Source organism: Calothrix sp. NIES-2100 (assembly GCF_963875285.1).
In the GTDB taxonomy this organism is placed as follows: Bacteria; Cyanobacteriota; Cyanobacteriia; order Cyanobacteriales; family Nostocaceae; genus Aulosira.
Window position 1 is genome coordinate 6,751,259 of sequence record NZ_CAWNLA010000001.1, and the last position, 20,526, is coordinate 6,771,784.

Genomic DNA, 20,526 nt, shown 5'->3' on the forward strand with positions numbered 1-20,526 from the left:
GCTTGTCTTCAAAGTATCGAATGCAACTACATAAGGCTGACAACGGGACAATGGGACGCGGCGACGCGGTGAAAATTTGTTCAAAAAGCTCTCCGCGTCACCGCGTCTCCCCCTCTCCCCCTCCTCCCCTTATTCAAGAAATGAGTTTGAAAACACGCCCTAGGGAAGGGCTAGGAAGAGAGATTTTCCCTAATCGCAGTCATTAAAAATAGACATGGGGATGAAGAGGGATGTGGTTAGACACTTCTGTGAGCTTTTCAGTACATCACTGCGCGGTAGTTGAATCTCACCAACCGGGTGATGAGAAAAAATACTAATGACCATCGACCATTGACCACTGACCACTGACCACTGACTACTGACCATTGACCATTGACCATTAACAGCCTCAACTAGAAATCAAGCATACATGCAGCGTGTCGGCAAGCGATCGCATAATTTTAATTTTGATGCCAGGAATTTCGGCTTCTGAAGCAGTGAGTGAAGCTATAGTGTATGTAGCCATGCCGCAGTTACAGTAGTCCAGATAATTTTTGTGCCCCACTTATATGAGATTGCTGTAAATTGGCTAAGCTTAAGTTCTAAGACTAAAGTAATTTCATAATTCGTTGAGACACGCAATCTAACTCGATGACAGGCAAAAACGCAAGACATAATGCATTTCTGCGGCTAGTGTCTGGTAATGGAGCACCTTTTAGGTCAGAATTCCGCTACTCGCTGCTCCCAAGTCAAGAGATGATCATTGGACGCGACCCCAGCTGCCAAATTGTCTTGGATGCCATGATGTATCGAATGGTATCTCGTCGTCATGCTGTGGTTCGTCCTCTCTCTTCATCTCCCGGTCAAGAATTCAGCTGGCTAATTTGTGATTTGAACAGCGCTAATGGTACTTATTTAAATGGACAGCGCTTGCAAGGTTGTCAGGAATTACATCCAGGCGATCGCATTTCTTTGGGTTCTGATGGCCCGCAATTTGTGTTCGAGCATGATTATGTCTCCCAAGCTACAGTCATGACGAGACCAGCTACACCGCTTCCCGCTGCTGGAAGTTACGAAGCACCATCAAAATCTGATTCGGTAAGCTTTACTCAATTATTTCCGATTATTTCCACTGGTAAAGATTTAACTCGTAAAGCTTACCTTGTACCGGGAATTCTGACAGTAGTGTTTGTAGTATTAATGTTTGCTACTGTAGGTAGACCACAAGCCAATCAAGTGATTGTTGCTAGTTATATAGCTTTTGCTGCCTATTATTTTGTCTACCAACTCTGCGGCAAACAAAAGCCTTGGTGGGTGCTTGTATCTGTAGCATTGGGTACAGGGCTGATTTTGAAAAGTCCGCTGTTGGATTTGTTTATTTTCGTGTTTCGCGGCATTTTGCCTGGTAATTTACCTTCATCCCAGGATTCTATTACCTTCACTGAATTGCTGATCCGGATGTTTTTTGGTGCTGGCTTGATGGAGGAATTACTCAAGGCATTACCTGTATTAGCAGCGTTGGTGATTGGGATTACATTGCCCTCACCTTGGCGAGAACGGATAGGTATTTGGGAACCTTTAGATGGTATCCTCTTAGGCACTGCTTCAGCTGTAGGTTTTACCCTGTTAGAAACTCTCGGACAATATGTGCCTGTTATTACCCAAAATGTTGCTCAACAAGCGGGAGTAGGAACTGGTCAACTGGTGGGTTTGCAATTACTAATTCCGCGAATTTTAGGTTCGGTGGCAGGGCACATGGCTTACAGTGGCTATTTAGGATATTTTATTGGCTTAGCAGTCCTCAAACCACGTCTAATTTGGCAAATTCTCCCGATAGGGTATGTTAGCGCTGCGGCACTCCATGCTTTGTGGAATGCTACTGGTTCGATCAATGCCTTGCTATTGGTGGTTGTTGGAGTATTGTCTTATGCGTTTTTGATGGCAGCGATTTTAAAGGCACGCGCCCTGTCACCAACGCGATCGCAAAATTTTGCTACCCGCTTTCTTGGCCCTAAATGAAGTAAATGTGGGAGACAAACAGACGCGGGGACACCGAGAAATAACAAATAACAAATGACAACTGATCGCTGACAACTGACAATTTTCTACCTTGAGATAGATAGCGCTGCTTTGTAAATCGCTCTATAGTCTGAATTAATGTGGGTAAGCTGTACTTAAAAATAGCAAGCAAAAAATATAAGACCCGCAATACAAGCGTCGAGTGCGGGCGCTTCCAAATAACCTGAAGTAGCTTCCCGTGTAGGGACATAAGACAACTGAACTTAGGATTCTGACTCAAAGCTACTTAGTTGTGTGAGCGCATAGTAAGAAATCGCTAAACTGATCTTTGCTTGCTCGACATCCGATAAAGTTGTCCATTCCCTGTTTTCAAACTTGCTGATGAAAGATTTTGGGCATTGAGGTTCGCCACTGCGCATAGCATAGGCGTAGGGACGGGCCAAAACGAAGAGGTCTTCTGCTTCCCAAGCGGGTAATACACCTTGCACACATGTAACTAATTGCTCTTTGAGTGACTGTTGGGAGGTAAAAATTTCGCTGGCTTTTTGGGCTATGGTATCCAGAAAGGAGTGGGGTACAGCATTTGCAAAAGCTGCTTGCAGGTTAGCAAATAAAATCTGACTGATATTAGTCTTGTGGTGGGAATGAGTCGGATTTTCCGGCCAAAGTGTATCTAATTGCCGATAAAAATTTTGCGATCGCTTTGTAAGTTCTTCTTCTTCCCACAAGTCATCACTAAGGAACTGCTGTTCTAATGCGCAAAAATAAGCTTCTGATTCTTCATCAGCAGGATTCCAAGGATAACTTGCATCTTCTACTTCGAGTAAAGCAGCGAGGAAATCTAATTCGACTTGAGATGGTAAAGAAGAGAAATTATCTGAATTGTTGATTTGGTTAATCATTTGTCGCCTCCGAGTTGATTATTTAGCGGTATTGACAGCTACAACTGTCAGAATCTCATTTCCGCAAAAATAAAATGAATTTTGCTGAGGGTGAAAATATTGCTATCTGGCTGTTACTTACCTGATAAGCCTTTAAAAGTGATTAGTGATTTGTGTTTACACAAATTACATAAATCATCACTGTCTTGACAAAAAAATAGCAACACATGAGTTGCATGAACTAATTAGGAGTCTTCAATAATAAACTCCCAAGTTTCACCCCTAGAACTACCAAACTTTAACTGCATTCCCGATGTTAAAGGCACTTCCTCACGGAGGATTTGTTGCCAACCATTAGAACTGGAAACCCAAGTTGTGCCATAGGTAGATTTATCTTCTAAGTAATAAGTTCTTACCGGAGTAGTACCGCTGAAGGTATTCCGACATAAAATTTCGGCATGGCGTTTGGAAACTGAAGGTTCCGGGATGACGATATCATTGTCTTTTGTCCGACCAATGCGGGTGACTCCAGCACGCAACAACCAGGTTTTACCTCCTGGTGCAAGCGATCGCAAAAAAGCTGAGGGCACGGAGGCAATTATACTGGGAATAGTTGTGTCTGGTAGTTCGGTAATTCCTTCATCAAAACTTTTAATTAGTTCGCCATCAAAATCTGGATGCAGATAGAGAACTGGTAAAGTCCATGCTGGTTGATTGAACCTATATGTTGTTAACAGTTGTTGTCTGGCTTCGGCGACAGCTTCATCAATTGGTTTGCGCGATCGCAATGCTTCGGTAAAAGCTTGAATAAAACTGTGGCTTTCAGCGTCAGCAATCTCATCACGCATTCCCAAAACCCCAGGTACGCCATGACGGATTAACACTTCTGCCAAACTACTAGAAGGTATAGCTTGGCCATTGGCCGCCGCAGGTTGTGCTAACCAACAAGCGTTGAACACTGCTAATTTGACAGCATTCCGGGTCAATACTTGGGCTAATTCTATGCCATTGAGAGTCATCCCTGGGCGTAAAAATAGTAACCCGCCGTCTGGGTCTGGCAAACCATGACCAGCATAGAAAAAGACGTTGTAGGCTTTAGTTTCTAATTCTTGGATTAACTCCTGTGGTTGTGGTTGCAGGAGCGTATGTACCATACATGGTGCATATCCTTGAGAATTACTACCTAATGGCCCTGCTTTGGTGAGAGTTTGTTTTAAAATTTCTGCTTCTTTTTCCAGTTGCAGATTTTTATTTTCATTTTCCCCTAATACCAAAAGAATGTTGAGAGCCTGCTCTGTTCGTAGATACGGCAATGACTCAACTTCACTGGTGGTACGGCTAAACAGTAAATCTTGCGACAGCGACATTACCGATTGACCAGCTTCACGCTGCATAATCTCCCAAGGTAGGGCAATTAAATCCGGATCGCGGACTTCTAAGCGAAAGCGCAACCGTGTATGCTGTCCCATAGCTATACCACGACTGCGTTCTAAACTACCGAGAATTGATCCGTCAAATAACCAGCGCCACAGACTAATTCCTAAGTATTGCATTAGGCGACTACTGTAACCTGCTGTTTGGCCTGAAGGGGATGAAACCAAGTTAATTGGCAATGGGGTTCTCTGTGGCAGAGTGGACTGTGAAGAAATACCTAAAGGACTGTCACCGCCAAACATTTCCTGCCATTCTTGCCAAACTTGAGAGAGTTCAACCGGCCATATACAGTCATGCAAAACATAGCCACTGGGATAAGGCGCTTTAACTACCCAAATGGCAAAGTTATCAGTGCCAGTGTTGGTCAAACGAGCGATCGCCAGGTTCAGGCATGGCAATGGAGTCATTAAACTAAAAGGTGAAAACAAATTATGTTCAATAACAGACTTTTCAGGTAAAAGTCGAGAACTTACGCATGTCAATGGTCAATGGTCATTCTTACAAAGTTCTGATCGCCGGACGCCGGCGCTCAGACTTTGCGCTTTGTCACTTGTACTGAGCGAAGTCGAAGTATTGGTCATTAGACTGTGAACTGTGGACTGTTGACTGTTGACTATTGACTGTTGACAACTTTATTTATTGTGCCGATTGCGTAAGTCGTCAAGTCTCTACCTTGCTAGTTTTTGATTTTGGTTTCTACCTGTATTATTTCAGGTTTTACCAGTTTATGCTAAGTTGGATTACCTTCAGCTTGTGAAGTCGGCGCAGGCAGTTGGACATGAAGGTAACAGAGCAAAAATTTCTGCCCAGTTCCGCGACTTCTTGAAGGATAACAATGGCGAATCAAGGGTAAAACCCCTAGCTTACCCAACAGACCGCCGTCACCTCCGGGTGCGGCTAATTGAACAAAGCCCACCTACCCTTCTCCTGACGGAGACGCTGCGCGAACGGGAACGTGGGCTTTGTAGGGTTAGCCCCAGGCTTCCAGCCTGCGGGCGGTATGTCGGGTAAGCGAGAGAACACTACATATCAATATTGAGGAGTCCAATCCACCATTCGCCAGCAGTATCCGCAGAAGTTGTCGGGGATCTTAATCGAGCTTATTTTAGTGACATTCCAGCGTACAACTGTTTATTGAGGCGGAGATTCAGTTGAGCTATTATCACTTTTTGGATTTGCTCCAGGCGTTTGGGGTACTGGCTCTGGCGTGGTTGGGACACATGGATTTGGTTTTTCTGCTTGTAAGACAGTGACACCAGAGTCGAGTTCGGAGCGTTTAAGTTCGGAGAGTTCAATCGTGACTGTTTTCTCTTGTTCTGGTAAAGTTTGAGAAGGGTCTTTAGCTGGATTGGCGGTATCTTGATTATTAGGGCACACCCGGAGATTGACTACAAGGTCTTTTTTCGGCAATTTAGGATTTTTTGGTTTTTTGTCAATTACTTGAAAAAAAGTGCCACTGGGGAATTTAACCTGACTCTGTATAATTACTATTTCACTGTTGTTTTGAATCACCCAACCCTTTGAGAGGTTGTCAATGGTTCTTTTTGTTGCCGGTTTTTCAGTTGGTTGTATAGTTGGAGTGGGACTGGGGGCATTTGAAAACGTAGGTACTGGCGATCGCAGTTCCTTGAACAAGTATGCCAAAGCACCAACTACAGCAACTAAGATTAATGGGACAATAAACTGCAATGGCAGTCGAAGAATTTTGGCAGCCTTTACGGTTACTGTTGCAGCTACCGATGGCTGCGGCGGAGGCTGAGTTTGTCTTGGTTGAGTTGGGGGTACTGGTGGCTGCGGTTGTATTGGCTGAGTTGGAGGTATTGGTTGTGGTGACACTGGAGAAGTTAAGTCCCTAATAACTTCGTCTGCTGATTGATACCGTTCTCCTATTTCTTTTTTCAATAGCTTGTCGAGAACCTCACCCAATTGGCTACTAACAGGACTGCTCAAATATTGTTGCCAATCTTTAACCCAGCCAAAACCATTATCTACCCACAACTGAAAAGGGGAAATCCCTGTCAGCAGATGAAAGCAGGTAGCCCCTAAACTGAACAAATCACTAGCAGGGTAAGCCTCACCACTTTTTATCTGTTCAACTGGACTATACCCATGTGAGCCAATGGTCGTCCCCATTTTAGCGTGTACTGTCGCAGTTAACTGTTTAGAGGCTCCAAAATCAATCAATACTAAACTTCTATTGCTTTTACGACGAATAATATTCTGCGGTTTGATATCGCGATGAATCACTTGCCGCTCATGGATAAACTTAAGAACTGGGAGTAAATCTAACAGAAGTTGTTTAATTTCTACTTCTTTGTGTATTCCCGTTGTCTCCAATTCCTTAAGTAAATTTTCTCCATCGATAAACTGCTGCACCAAATACATATTATGGTCTTGCTCAAAGTAAGCCAACAGAGTGGGAATTTGATGATGTTCACCCAACTCTTGTAGCCGCTTTGCCTCTTCCTGAAACAATTCCATAGCTTTTTTTTGCGCCCAAGTTCCTTGAACTTTAGGTGCTAACTGTTTGACAACACAACGCTCATTTAGCTTATCTACATCTTCTGCTAGATAAGTTCTGCCAAATCCGCCCTCGTTTGAAAGCAAATTTATGATCCGATAGTGACCTCTTAGCAGGGTGATAAGTCGGACGCTGCAACTCTGACAAAACAAGTTACCGTCAGGGTTTAGAGGGCTGGGGCAATCAGGGTTGAGGCAACAGAGCATTGTCTAAACAAGTATGGCTATGTTGGAATTTATAGATATAGTAACCGAAATTTCTCTGAGGTTAATTGTTAAATTTTTAATTATTATTACCGTTTTCAGTTCATAAAAATATAATATATTGCATTTTTTGCCTGGTTTGATTAATAGTTATAGCAATTTTAAAAAAGAAGGCGACAGATGGGTAAGAGCAAAACATTGTTGTGCCCTTACGAATAATTTATGTGTCACCAACATTATTTTAATTGGTTGAAAACTGTCAAAAATGTAATGTTGCGATTTTGACTGAAAGTAACAGAGGAAAATTGATTTAGATGCCCAAATTATTGAAAAAGTCTGGCATCTAAATCAACGTTATTTCATGAATATTTCACCCTATAACTATTGATTTTGATCTGTACTACGTTGATTCCCTTCATCTTGTGGAGTTTGTGTTGGTGTTTGATTAATCGGCCCTGACAAGCCCGGAAAACATGGATTTGGGTCGTTTTCTTGTAAGACATTGACACCAGATTTGAGTTCGGAGATTTCAACAAAGACTATTTTCCCAGTTTCTTGTGAAGCAGTAGAAGCGTCTTGGGCTGAATTAGACTTGTCTTGATTATTAGGGCACACCTGAAGATGTACCAAAAAGTTCGGATTAGCAGATTTAGAAATTGGTTTTTTGTCAATTACTTGAAAATAAGTGGGGATAGGGAATGTTTCTTGACTCGGTTTTGTGACTAATTTACGGTTAGTTTTAATCACCCAACCCTTTGAGAGGTTGTCAATGGTTCGCTTTGGTTTTTTTTCAGTTGGTTGAACACTTGGAGTGGGACTGGGGGGACTGGAAACCGTAGTAGCTTCGGGCGATCGCCTTACCTTGAACAAGTATCCAATACCACCAAATACAGCAACTAAGATTAATGGGACAATAAACTGGAATGGCAGTTGCGCAATGCTGCTACGTTGCTTATATTCTTCGGGGATTACTTTAGTTTTGCCATTGGGGTTGCTTACGAGCATCGGTTGTGCTGTTTTGGTAGATGGCTCGTTAGTTTTGGTTGATGAGCTTTCGGGAATGACTGCTGTCAGACTAGACTCCGGTTCAGTATATTTCACCTGACAATGTACTAAAGCGATGGTGACATTATCATGTCCGTTTTTTGTATTAGCGATTTCTACTAATCTTTCTGCAACACTGGTTATATCTGCTTCGGCTTTGAGAATTGGCAAGATTTCTGTTTCCCAATAATCTTCTATCCTGTCAAAATCACTTAAGCCATCTGATGTCAGTAAGAAAACAGCATCTTCGTCGAGAATAAATCTCTGAGAGGTCGGATGGAGTGATGTACTGGGACTCATTCCTAAAGCCTGAACCAGAGAACCTGAACCACTTTGTTGTATGGCTTCGCGATAGATAGCATAGCCTAACCTGACTTCGCGAGATGCAACATCATCGTCTAGGGTAACTTGATAACAACCTTGGCGTGTAATCCAATAAGCACGACTATCACCGACGTGAGTCATGTACATTTCCTGGGCAATTGACAACGCCATCACCAGAGTTGTACCCATGCGTTGACGCCCTTGGCGATTTTCGCTGTCGTTGCGCTGGCTGATTTTGTCATTCACAACTGCTACAGCCGATTCTAAGTCATTTAGCAGCAGTGAAGGATCTATATGCTCGGCGGGAACTTTTGTGAGTTGCTGTACCTGCTGTTGAATTGTTTCAATCGCTAAATTTGATGCTACTTTCCCACCTTCGTGTCCACCAATACCATCGCAGACAATAGCTAAGGCGCTGGCTTGAGGCGGTTTACTCACTAAAGTCCCACTGGGTGGATAACAAGCGTCTTCATTTTGTTGGCGGCTGGGGCCTGTGTCAGTTTTGGTAAAAATTTTGACAGTAGACTGTTGCGATCGCCCTAATTGAGCTAGTCCTTGATCATCTAAGACTTTAATTAAAACTTCAGCTGAATTAATTTCTGCTGTAAGTAAAGAATTACTAATTTTGTGAATAAATTCCGCTATAGCTGGTTTCGCCTCTTTGTGCAACTGCCGCCAAAAATCACCTAATTGGGGTAAACTGGGTGTTGCAGACTCATCAGAACGCAATTCCAACAAGCGTACTAATGGGCCTTCTACTCTAATTAAATTTGGTTCAAGTAAGCTGGCAGCCACACCTTCACTCAACATAGGTTGCCAGAGATTTGCTAACTGCCACAGCCAGTGGAGTTGACGCATCGAGTTGGCATCACCCCAAGCTGTGATTAAATCGGGACACAGTTGCACTTTTTGTCCTGTGCTATCGGCAATTAGTGGGGGTTTTTCTAAAAGTAATATTTCTTGCTCGGAACGCCCATCTATTGGCGGTATGACTCCATATACCTGCGGTACGTGTAATCGATAAGGTATTAACCGCAAATAAGGTCTAATTGCTGACAAATTATCTAATTCAGGCGCTTGAGGTACTAACCCCGGCTGGGTGTCGAAAACAACAGATTTATCAATTACTAAATAGCGATCGGCTAATATGTCTCCAGGGACGGCAAAACTTAAGCCCTCTCTCTCAACCCAAAGATAGCGTTTAGGTAGAGGTGTAGAGCAGCGCAAGCAAAACTTGTGGCTCAGCGGGTTAAGAGATTGACAATGTTCATTTGGGCAGTAGAGTTTTGCCGCATCATTTTCCATAATTTTTTCACCGATCAGCAATTGGCAATTTCTTCAACAGCATTGGCAGTGACCATTTAGACCGCTCTTGTTTCTTGAACCTGACATATCCAACTAAGGATCAATGATTTTAGCTGGTGGATAGCAGCAGGTAGCAGATGCTAATACTTATTGAATCTACGATCTACTTATCCAAAGAACTCACTCCTCATTCCTTGCTCCTCAGTCAACCCTACAGCCTCATCATAGCTTCTATTGCTTTCTAACTTTCCATAGTAAGTAAGCGGACACAATCAAACCGAATTATGTAAAGAAAGATGAACTATATAAAAACCCTCTTCTGTTCTGCTATTGGCTTCCTGCCTCCTGCCTGATGTTTAAGATCAATATTCACGACGACTTACTTACCAGCACCCCTAACTTTAACTTTGTCACCAAAGCCTAATACCCGGATCACCCTACCTTTTACTTTTGTTGAATTATTGCATCAGAAAATAGGCCGATAATCTTGGTATTTATTTAGTTTATAATTTACTAGATAGCATTTAACTTTAATTAAGAATTAAGATAGCTAAATTTGTCAGTTGTCAATGGTAAATGGTGATTGGTATTCCTTGTCTCCTCTCCTCCTTTGCGCCCTCATCCCCCTTCCCTTGTCCCTTGTTCATACATTGAGATGAAAATTTTTCATTGGCATTACCTTTCTATCATCGATTTTTGATTAATAAAACTTATAATTATTTTTCAGTTCAGCTGTACCTGAGCCAATTAAACAAGGTGATGAAATATACTAACATTTGATGATTTTACGTTATGGGCAATGCCGACCAAATAAAGCTGCTTGAGAATTTTACAAGATATCAATAGGGGCAATATGTAACATGCCCCTAAGAAGCTAAGAGATATAAAAACTTACAGGTAACTCTTAACTTGACTATTTGCCATCAACTGCAACTTGGGGGAGTCCCATACTGTAGTTGTTAACCCGGCTTTGGAGATTGTAGCTAATTTCGCCTTTTTGCAAGAGCGATCGCAAATAATGCTCCAAGTCAGAACCAACGCGACGTAAGTTATAGTCGGTTAAATCTGCGCCACTAGATGCTTCTACCAGTTCATCAAACCTGTGATAAACCTTTTGTAGGGCATCTTCATTCCAATTGAATTCATTATCTGGGTCAACATCTAACGTTAAGACCTGATTACTGGGAACCAGTTCGCCATCTCGGTCAATTTCCGCCGCAAAAATGCGAATATGTCTGGTTGTAGACTTGAGCAGCATCGGGTTGTCCATAAAAGGGTGTAAGATTTGGGTTGACTACACTGAAATCATTGTAGACGTTATGCTTGAGCTTAAATGCCCGCAATGAAAAGGAATCACACATATTAAGCAGGAAGATAGCAAAAAACGCGTGGGTTGATCGCAAGCTGCGCATCACTAAAGCAAGGGAGGTTTATCTAGAAACGGCAGATGCAATTTCCTTCGACGACAATGATCGGGTAGGTTGTTTTCATTTTTAGAGGAAGTACCCGTTTACTGTAGCGGTAAGTTAACCATATCCAACCAAAACTGTCAAGCTGTTTGTACTCGTCATCATTTATCAAGCATCAGGGTAGTACGCCATCACAGGAATAATGATGGGTAAATTAGTTCGTAGTGAGTTAGTGCAGTGAGGCGGTAACGGTTACACAGGGGTCTTACGCCACTTTTTACAACTCTTGGAACTTCCGCAACGGAGTGGCTCCTCAAGTGGAGTAACTGCCGTTCCCCTGACTGCGTTGGGCGCAGCCTTGAGAACAGGGTAGCAAAACCTGAAGGTTAGGGGTTCAAGGGAAACTACCCGTAAGGGTATTGGGAGTTCGCCCCCATGCCGCTAATCCCCTTCAGGAACCTCAAGTGTCCCATGAGAGACTAACGTTAGCGTTAGCGTCACTCGTTCGCGCTCAAGCGTTCCCATTCCTAAGGGAGATGGTGAGCGCTTTCTTAGGTTAGGGTCAGGATTGTAGTCCTTTGTTGTGAAGCGCGCTTTGTACTGGCTACAAATCCCTCAAAATTAATGAAACAGAACAGTATTAGTTCATGTCATTAGTTTTGATGGGTGAATAAGTTCGTAGTCAGGACTGTAGTCCTTTGTTGTGAAGCGCGCTTTGTGCTGACTACTCATTCATCAAAATTAATGACAGACCAGTATTAGGGTATGAATGCAAACAGCCAGAAGGGATATTGCTAATTTCAACAAATCAAGCCCAGGAATCGCGCTACTTGACTTTGAAGTCTCTTAGGAATGAGCGCGACAGGATTAGGGGTATGGAGACTAGAAGCAACGGAGAGTGTCTCCCTTACCGCTTCTTCCCCATACTCAACAACAGTCCCTTCCAGTCAAGAGAGCCTTTCAATCTCGCTATTTTGTAATAGGCCGTAATCAGCATGTTTCAATGTTTATAATTCTGATTCAGAACAGAAATAAACCTTTAATGACTTTGCTGCTAATGGTCTTTTAAATTGCCGGGTGAATTAAATGTACATCTAGTAAATTTACGTAGCTATGGTACAACTACCTCTGGCTTTCATTAAAAAGAAAAATTTTCGTGTTAATACGTAAGTAAAAACACTAGATTTTCAGTAAAATCCCAAACTGTTGTTGACGTTGAGATAAAGTTGATGTAAAAACCTTTAAAAAGCTCGAACAACTTCTTACAGAAACTTTATTGTATAGAATCTTAAAAACTGAATAATAGTTATGGCTTGCCTGTACCACCTCTGGTACAGGAAGATTACACCTTAAGCCAGTGCAAAGTCTGAATTGAAAAAAACCCACAGGAGAGTGAAATGGAATACAAATGTGATGAATGAAGAATAATTCTTAATTCAAACATTTTGGATTCAAAAGAAAATATAAAGGATTTTTGCTGGAGATTAACTCCTAAACTTCATTACCACTAAGTAAAGGAATCGTCAAATCTATGAACTCCAAAGCCTTACCACGTCAGATAAATAATATCGAAGTAGGTGTTTATGAGTGCGAAATCCATCTCAAATTCCGGTTAATTGAGGAAAAAAGTCTATTGAGCGATCGCGAGCAACTGTTGCAGGTGCTATTAGATGCTTTGACAGAAGGGTCTGATGACTTTTTGGAGACGCTGCAAGCCTCGGTCAAAGCTCAGGAAATTTCTGAGTTCAAGGCTTCACCGCAAATGCGTCGCCAGTTAATGCGCTTACGTAATTTCGCCGACAATAGTCAATAATTATCTGTATGAATTTAAGTAGTCGCAAGTTGTGAATTGAGCATTAAATGGTAAATTTTTGATAAGTTTGTCATTGGCTCTAAAATTTATTGAGTTGGCTTTTGTAATCTAAATCCAAGGCTGGGAGCCGATTCTACTCTCCAAAAAGCCGAAGAAAGCCTCACAGTAGCCCTCACCCTTTGCACTACGGAAATACTTGGGTGCCTACTAATGCATTTATGCCTTCCTCATTAGGGCGGGTTAGAGTTTTTCAAAAAATTTATTTCTGAGGAATTAGGTTGAATCAGGGTGTTACTTCAAATTTGCGAAGTACTTGCAAGCGATCATCTGTCTTCTATACTCTAAAAGTTTCCCGTATTGCTAAATTTATGACTCGTGTCTAGAGCGATCGCTTGCGATCGCAATAATTTCATGTAGTATTTTGCGAGCTTGAAGTTACATTCCGCCCTTACTATCAGTTGTCAGTGGGCATTGGGCAAACAGGGCATTGGGCAAACAGGGCAATAGTCATTTATTATTTCTCCTTGTCCCGTTGTCTCCCTTGTCTTCCTCATGTCGCCTATCCCCTTCATCCCTAGACCTGGTTCCCCTAGCCCCTAGCTAGACATATTTCATGGCAGCTATTTAGCAAGACCATGTTCTAAGGCAAACCGGACTAACTCTGTACGGCTATTTGTACCAGTTTTACTAAACAAACGACTAACGTATTTTTCGACATTCCGGACGCTAGTCTCTAAGCGACGGGCAATTTCTTTATTCATTAATCCTTCAGCCACCAAATTTAAAACACTTTGTTCTCTTGGGGTTAAATCAATTTTAAAAGGTGCTGGTGATTGAGAGATGGCGTTTCTTTGAGTTAACAACGCCTTAATTTGGGCAATCTGATGAGCTAATTCAGCAATATCAGGTGTTTCCGACTCTTCACCTGTAGCTTGAGGTTTAGCCATGCGTCGGGCTAGTAAGTTTTCGACGATGGCAATTAACTCATCTGGATCGAAAGGTTTGGGTAAGTAAGCATCAACACCAGCTTGATAACCTTGGATGCGATCGCCTGTCATCCCCTTAGCAGTTAAAAATACTACAGGCAGTGCTTGGAAACGGGGGTCTTCTCGTAGCTGTTTCAGGAACTGATAGCCATCTACCTGAGGCATCATGATGTCCGAAATCACTAAGTCAGGTGTATTCTGCTGCATCAAATCCCAGCCTTCACGGGCGTTACTGGCGACTTGAACGCTGAAACCGCTTTCTTGCAAATAATCTTTTACGGCTTCCCGCAATCCTGGTTCATCATCTACCAATAACAGTTGTGCTGACATTGAAAATTTCCTTGAGTCTACTTTTTTCCAATTTAGCGAAACTTGGTAGGCATTGGATAGCAGCAGAGTAAATCATCGCACAAGGGGGATGAGCGAGTGTGGGGGGTGTGGGGAGTTTTCTTCCCCATGCCCAATACTTCGACTTGCAAGAGTACAAGTGCCCAATGCCCCATGCCCCATGCCCCATGACCTCTTATAACCAATCAATGATTTGGGCTTTTTCTGGTAGTTTGGCTTCAGTTTGACCTAAGGACCGGGCTTTGGCTGTAAATAAGCCAATAGGGGTGCTTAAAAAGTCTACTAAGGAAGCCTTGAGAGCGATCGCTTTCAAAGTATTTTCGGGTATTTCTTTGACTAACCAGCGTCCTAAGCGATAGCAGTACTCTTTCGATGTTAGCGCTGGCATTAACTCTACACCGTACAGTTCGTGCAGGTAGCGATTGGAACGCCCATAACGTCGCCATTGACTTTGAAGTTCATCAAGTGTGCTGCGGTGGCGATGTTGAACTATTGCATCTGGAACAAATTTTAACTGCCCAATCTTAGCCATGAGAATTCGCCAACAAATATCTGCATCCCCACCTGTAGTCAGATAGGGACGAAATAAACCAACTTTTTCCAAGGCTAGGCGGCGAATGGCTAAATTAGCAGTTTGACCATAGGGATAGAAGGGATGGGAAAGAGTATGCTTTTGGGATAGAGTTGCTTGCTGGTCTGCGTGTTTTTCTAAAATATTTTTACTTGCTAGTCCTGTAATTTCACCTACAGTAATGACCACGTCAAGTTGATTAAAAGGTTGAATTAATGATTCGAGCCACTGTGGTTGGGGACGACAATCAGCATCAGTAAAGGCGATGATTTCACTCTTAGCGGCTCTAATGCCGGTGTTACGGGCTGCATAGGAGCTTTGAATTTGATTTTCACTTAGTGGATGAATAGCTTGGCAAAGTTGAGCAGATTGTTTGAGGAAACTCAGAGTGTGATCGCTACTGTTATTATCTACCAGCAAATACTCTACCCGGTCTTGAGGGTAAGTTTGAGACAACAAACACGAGATTAAATCTGGTAAATCTGCCTCACCATTATAAACAGGTACAACCACCGACACCTGAGGCAAAAAGCTTTGGGCGGTGGTTGTATCAACTGGTGAATGATTCATAAATTAAAATTTTGGATATGGGATTACTAACTAGTATTCCCAATCAAAAATTTTAAAATCTAAAATTTCAAGTCTCTAGCACGGACACTCATAGCTCCAGTTTGTTGACTGGCTGGGGGTTGAGCGAAGTTAGTATTAGATAATGCTGTAATTGCCCGCGCATACTGCGGATCGTTTTCAGTACCGATTAAATTTGGATTAGTTGCTAGCTGACGTTCTTGTGCTTCTGTCAAATCTAATTTGATATCTGGGGTAATTCCTTTATGGTTAATATCCGTTCCTTTAGGCGTGTAGTAGTGGGCGATGGTGACTGCTAAACCGGAACCATCAGACAGTTCATGAACTGACTGCACTAAAGCTTTACCAAAGGTTTGACTACCAACAACTACAGCCCGCTTATTATCTTTGAGTGCGCCTGTGAGAATTTCGCTAGCACTAGCTGAATTACCATCAACCAATACTGCTAAGGGAAGATTAGTCAAAGCTGTGCGATTAGCTTTGGTATCCTCAGTTCCTCCCACACGGTCTACTGTACGGACAATTCCACCGTTATCGTACCACATGCGAGCAATTTCAATGCTCGCTTGCAATAAACCACCAGGATTTCCCCGCAAATCCAAAACATAAGCATTAACTTGCTGAGAATTCAAATCGCGGATGGCTCGGCGCATTTGCTCTGCAGCGTGGGAACTAAACTCTCGTAACCGGATATAGCCAACGCGGCGGTTACCTTCTTGCTTGAGGGTATAACGTACTGTTGGTACTTCAATAGTAGCTCTGGTTAGCTTCAAATCAAAAGCACTCTGCCCTGTCCTTCCCAAGCGCAAAGTCAAGATTGTCCCAGCTTTACCGCGAATTAGCTTGGAAGCATCATCCACTTTCATTTGCTGGGTGGGTTTACCATTAATCGCTAAAATTTCATCACCTGCTTGAATTCCCGCTTTGAGAGCTGGGGAATTTTCGATCGCTTCTACAACAGTTAGCCGCTTGGTTTTCTCGTTCAATTCCATGCGAATGCCAATCCCAGAGACTTCTCCAGAGGTTTGGCTGGTTAGCGCTTCATACTGCTTGGGGTCCATAAACCGAGTGTATGGGTCACCCAAGGTTTGTAAAGCCTCGCGAATTGCTACATAAGCTTCTTCCCGAGAAGCATAGTTTTTACTTAAAAGGCTCCCTCTTGTAGCTTGCCAATCTTGTTGATTAAATTTACCATCAACATATTCACGATTCACCAATTGCCATACTTGGTCTACTAATGCTTTCGGGCTATCTTGTAGGGCTGCACGAACGCAGCGAGTCCAAGCAGGACCAAATACAGATATAGTGGCTGTCGTGGCGATCGCTCCACCAATCAAGGCTACTTGGAGCGGTGAGTAACGTTTCGCAGATTGGTTCATGTATATCAGCTGGAATAATTGTGTTGTTGACAGTTTAGCAATCAGGATTTCCAGAATTTTTTAAGTTTTTATACTTAAGTTAAGCTTTATTTTGCGAGCATTTCCAGCAGAAATGATCCTCAAAACACAGCTTTACTTTTTCAACATCATTTCTCTGTTTGCTAGCTTTCTCTGGGACGATCATCTAGGAGATTATGACACTTTTATATGTGTCAACTTTACACCCTTGATTACTTTTATAAGATAGCACTTCGCTTGCTAAGTTGTTGGTATTTTAAACACCGACTAAACAAGCTTTTCTTAATTGTGTAATGAAATGTAATAGTTCCATGAAGTTAACACATTCCCTGAGAAGAAAGTTTAGAGTTCTGTGGCACTTGATACAAAAAGTCGTCTGTGGGATCTGTGTCATTCTGGGGATATGGCTGATCTGTACTACTATAACCTTAGTTTCCGTATCTTCCCAACCAGTAGATGCCCTGTTTGTGCTTGGCGGTAGTATTTGCCGAGAAATACACGTAGCCGAAGAAGCAAAAAAATACCCTCATATGCCCATTTTAATCTCTCGTGGTTCTCCAGAACCTTGTTTATGGCTGATATTTTCGAGAGACAATACTGGGTTACAAAAAATCTGGTTGGAAAACTGTGCCAATTCTACTTGGGAGAATTTTTACTATAGTATTCCGATTCTGCGACGCTGGGGTGTACATAAGGTAAAATTAATTACTTCCCAAACTCACTTACCGAGAGCTAAATGGATGGGGCAAATTCTCTTGGGAGCTAATGGTATTTGGGTAGAGCCAGATATTGTTCTTGAACAAGGGATTCCGGGTAATCGTGAGTCTTGGGCAAAAACGGGATTGGATGTCACCCGTAGCTTTTTATGGGCGGGTTTAAGCCAATTCATTCAACCCCAATGTTCGCAGGTGAAAAGACTTGCAGAAGTGGATATGCAAGCTTGGCAGCGTCAAGGTTTTAAGTGTGAACATCAGGGGAATTTGGGGGCTAGGGACTAGGGGCTAGGGGCTAGGGGATGAGGGGACAAGGAGGACAAGGGAGACAAGGGAGACAAATGACTGTTGACGGTTGACGGTTGACTGTTGACTGTTCCCATTGACAACTGACAACTGACAACTGACAACTATCAAGAAGACATAAACTGGGAACCGAGAATCATTGTGCCAATACCAACGTCGGTAAAAATTTCTAAAAGTAAAGCATGGGGAATGCGACCATCAATAATATGTGCGGCTTTAACTCCTTGAGCAAGCGATCGCACACAACAATTTACTTTCGGAATCATCCCACCGCTGACTACGCCAGAGTTAATCAACTCGCGGGCTTCGGGAATATCTACTTTTGGTATCAAGGTTGACGGATCTTTATAATCTTTTAAAATACCTCTGGTATCTGTCAATAAAATTAATTTTTCTGCTCCTAGGGCTGCGGCTATTTCCCCTGCTACAGTATCGGCGTTAATGTTGTAGGCCTGTCCTGTCTCGTCTGCGGCGACACTAGACACAACAGGAATATAGCCATTACTAGCTAAAGTGTCCAAAATTTTGATATTCACATTGCTAACTTCCCCGACAAAGCCAATACCTTCTTGACCTTGGGGACGGGCTGTGAGTAAGTTACCATCTTTACCACAGAGTCCAACTGCCAAGCCGCCAGCTTGGTTAATCAATTCGACAATTTCTTTATTTACTCGACCAACTAAGACCATTTCCACCACATCCATTGTGGGGGCATCTGTAACTCGCAGACCATTTTTGAATTGGGCTTCAATTCCCAGTTTACCTAGCCAACTGTTAATTTCTGGCCCGCCACCGTGGACGAGAATTGGCCGCAAGCCGACGCAGGATAAAAAGACAATATCGCGGATAACTTTATCTTTGAGGGTGCTATCTTTCATAGCTGCGCCACCATATTTCACCACAACAGTGCGCCCGGCAAATTGTTGAATGTAAGGCAGCGCTTCACTTAGCACTTGTACACGAGTGGCTTCGGTTTGCCTGATGTACTCAGTATCGTTGACCATTATGAGGAGCTTTCAGAGACTTAACACTTATCAAGTCAGTGTAGAAGACTTTGTGACTGGTAACAATCTCTAATGGGAAAATGGGCATGGGGCATGGGGCATGGGGTATTTCCTCACATTCCCAATCTATATTTTTGACTCCCAAATTGCAAATGAAAGCAGGCGAGCGCGGTAAGCTGTTATTTAATTACTGCGATTGATGTCATTAGCAAAGTATGTATTAATTCTGAATATAATGTATTGATTAATATATGAATTCTCAAAAAGAAACCAAGCTGCTTATTTTATCTCTGCTGTTTACTACTGCGGTGCTAGGTTTGGGCTTTTGGTTATGGAGTAAGGTTTCTGGTAATAATTTAAATTCTTTACTATCAGGTAATAATCCGCAGTCACCTTCAGGTTCTACATCAGCTAGGGTCAGTATCGGTGAGAAAATTTTAGTGACTGCTGACACTAGTCCTGATAAACAAGCCGGAGTACAAGCTTTTGCTAAGGGTGATTTTGTCACAGCTACTGCTAAGTTAAAAGCATCTTTGTTGAAAAATCGTAACGATCCAGAATCATTAATTTATTTAAATAATTCCCAAGCTAAAAATAGCAATTCTCTGAAAATTGCCGTTAGTGTACCAATTGGCGGTAATTTAGATGTCGCCAAAGAAATTTTGCGGGGTGTAGCGCAAGCTCAAGATGAGGTGAATCGTGGTGGTGGCATCAATGGTAAACTGTTGCAGATTGCGATCGCCAGTGATGATAACGATCCAACCCAAGCCCAACAGGTAGCTACACAATTTGTTAAAGACACCAGTATTTTGGCTGTAGTCGGACATAATTCTAGTAACACTTCCATCGCAGCTGCGCCAATTTATCAACAGGGAGGATTAGTGATGATTTCTCCTAGCAGTACTGCGCAAAATCTTTCTGGGATTGGTAGTTATATATTTCGTACTGTTCCTAGTAATGGCTCTTTTGCTGAACGCCTAGCTAGTTACACTATTAAAACGGCGCGTAAAACCAACATTGCTATTTGTACTGATTCCAAAGCGATTGATACTCAATCTTTTAGGGATGAGTTCATCAAAGGGATAGTAGCTGGGGGTGGTAAGGTCAATTCTACAACTTGTGATATTGCTAGTGCGAATTTTGATCCGAATACACTGATTTCGCAATTCATCAGCAGTGGTGCAGATGGTTTAGTATTAGCTCCCAATGTGGATAGAATTAACAAAGCTTTAGACTTAGCAGCCGCCAATAACGGCAAATTATCACTGTTTGCTAGTCCTACACTTTACACCTTCCAAACTTTACAGGTAGGAAAAGCCGATGTTAATGGCTTAGTGTTACCTGTACCTTGGCATCCTCAAGCAATTCCTGGCAATCCTTTTGTGGAAAATGCTGTAAAACTTTGGGGTGGTAATGTCAATTGGCGGACAGCAACAGCTTATGATGCGACTATTGCGATCGCGAAAGGTTTACAACAAGCTAGTACCCGCGATGACTTACAACAGGCGCTGCATAGTTCCAATTTTACCGCCAATGGTGCTACAGGCAAGATTGAATTTCTGCCCTCAGGCGATCGCAGTGGCACAGCTATATTAGTTAAGGTGCAGCCTAGTAGTAAAACTTCTACGGGATACGATTTTGTACCCTTATTGGTAGGCATTTAATATTCAAACTGTAGATA

The 20,526-nt window shown here is 42.5% G+C and carries 13 protein-coding genes and 1 pseudogene; 5 read left to right on the plus strand and 9 right to left on the minus strand.

The annotated features are described in order from the left end of the window. Positions 1–630 precede the first annotated feature (630 nt). Positions 631–1,998 (plus strand): PrsW family glutamic-type intramembrane protease, encoded by a 1,368-nt coding sequence (locus AACU32_RS27465; RefSeq protein WP_096604317.1) that lies wholly within the window; start codon positions 631–633, stop codon positions 1,996–1,998. Between the two features lie 263 nt (positions 1,999–2,261). Here AACU32_RS27465 and AACU32_RS27470 read toward each other — a convergent pair whose 3' ends face one another. Together AACU32_RS27470 and AACU32_RS27475 are read right to left on the minus strand one after the other, a co-directional pair. After that, entirely contained in the window at positions 2,262–2,900 is a 639-nt protein-coding gene (locus AACU32_RS27470; protein ID WP_096604318.1) for a hypothetical protein, read from the minus strand. A 224-nt stretch (positions 2,901–3,124) separates the two neighbouring features. Next, positions 3,125–4,711 (minus strand): CHAT domain-containing protein, encoded by a 1,587-nt coding sequence (locus AACU32_RS27475; RefSeq protein WP_096608202.1) that lies wholly within the window; start codon positions 4,709–4,711, stop codon positions 3,125–3,127. 355 nt (positions 4,712–5,066) lie between these two features. On the opposite strand from AACU32_RS27475, the gene AACU32_RS27480 reads away from it, so the two are divergent. Further along, a complete protein-coding gene (locus AACU32_RS27480; protein ID WP_339378320.1) occupies positions 5,067–5,324 on the plus strand; it encodes a hypothetical protein in 258 nt (85 codons plus the stop codon). A 756-nt stretch (positions 5,325–6,080) separates the two neighbouring features. Here the strand turns inward: AACU32_RS27480 and AACU32_RS27485 are convergent. The 3 genes and pseudogenes from AACU32_RS27485 to AACU32_RS27495 all read right to left on the minus strand — a co-directional run. Further along, positions 6,081–7,040: pseudogene (locus AACU32_RS27485) on the minus strand (protein kinase domain-containing protein); the annotation flags it as partial. Between the two features lie 378 nt (positions 7,041–7,418). Further along, positions 7,419–9,710, minus strand: coding sequence for a PP2C family protein-serine/threonine phosphatase (locus tag AACU32_RS27490; protein ID WP_096604321.1), 2,292 nt, complete (start codon positions 9,708–9,710; stop codon positions 7,419–7,421). Between the two features lie 913 nt (positions 9,711–10,623). Beyond that, positions 10,624–10,980, minus strand: coding sequence for an NAD(P)H-quinone oxidoreductase subunit M (locus tag AACU32_RS27495; RefSeq protein WP_096604322.1), 357 nt, complete (start codon positions 10,978–10,980; stop codon positions 10,624–10,626). A gap of 1,670 nt (positions 10,981–12,650) precedes the next feature. Here AACU32_RS27495 and AACU32_RS27500 point away from each other — a divergent pair. Beyond that, positions 12,651–12,932: an Npun_R1517 family heterocyst differentiation transcriptional regulator gene (locus tag AACU32_RS27500; RefSeq protein WP_096604323.1), complete on the plus strand. Its 282-nt coding sequence runs from the start codon at positions 12,651–12,653 to the stop codon at positions 12,930–12,932. Between the two features lie 620 nt (positions 12,933–13,552). Here AACU32_RS27500 and AACU32_RS27505 read toward each other — a convergent pair. The 3 genes from AACU32_RS27505 to ctpB form a co-directional block, all read right to left on the minus strand. Beyond that, entirely contained in the window at positions 13,553–14,248 is a 696-nt protein-coding gene (locus AACU32_RS27505; protein ID WP_096604324.1) for a response regulator transcription factor, read from the minus strand. A 193-nt stretch (positions 14,249–14,441) separates the two neighbouring features. Then, on the minus strand, positions 14,442–15,407 hold the full coding sequence (locus AACU32_RS27510) for a glycosyltransferase (protein WP_096604325.1): 966 nt from the start codon (positions 15,405–15,407) through the stop codon (positions 14,442–14,444). A 59-nt stretch (positions 15,408–15,466) separates the two neighbouring features. Further along, positions 15,467–16,804 carry a carboxyl-terminal processing protease CtpB gene (ctpB, locus tag AACU32_RS27515; protein ID WP_096604326.1) on the minus strand — a complete coding sequence of 446 codons (1,338 nt, stop codon included), beginning with the start codon at positions 16,802–16,804 and terminating at the stop codon, positions 15,467–15,469. Between the two features lie 329 nt (positions 16,805–17,133). Between ctpB and AACU32_RS27520 the strand changes: the two genes are divergently transcribed. Continuing rightward, positions 17,134–17,820 carry a YdcF family protein gene (locus tag AACU32_RS27520; RefSeq protein ID WP_339378321.1) on the plus strand — a complete coding sequence of 229 codons (687 nt, stop codon included), beginning with the start codon at positions 17,134–17,136 and terminating at the stop codon, positions 17,818–17,820. Positions 17,821–17,948: 128 nt separating this feature from the next. Here AACU32_RS27520 and argB read toward each other — a convergent pair whose 3' ends face one another. Next, entirely contained in the window at positions 17,949–18,848 is a 900-nt protein-coding gene (gene argB, locus AACU32_RS27525; protein WP_339378711.1) for an acetylglutamate kinase, read from the minus strand. A gap of 248 nt (positions 18,849–19,096) precedes the next feature. On the opposite strand from argB, the gene AACU32_RS27530 reads away from it, so the two are divergent. Further along, on the plus strand, positions 19,097–20,509 hold the full coding sequence (locus AACU32_RS27530) for an ABC transporter substrate-binding protein (RefSeq protein ID WP_096604329.1): 1,413 nt from the start codon (positions 19,097–19,099) through the stop codon (positions 20,507–20,509). Positions 20,510–20,526 lie beyond the last annotated feature (17 nt).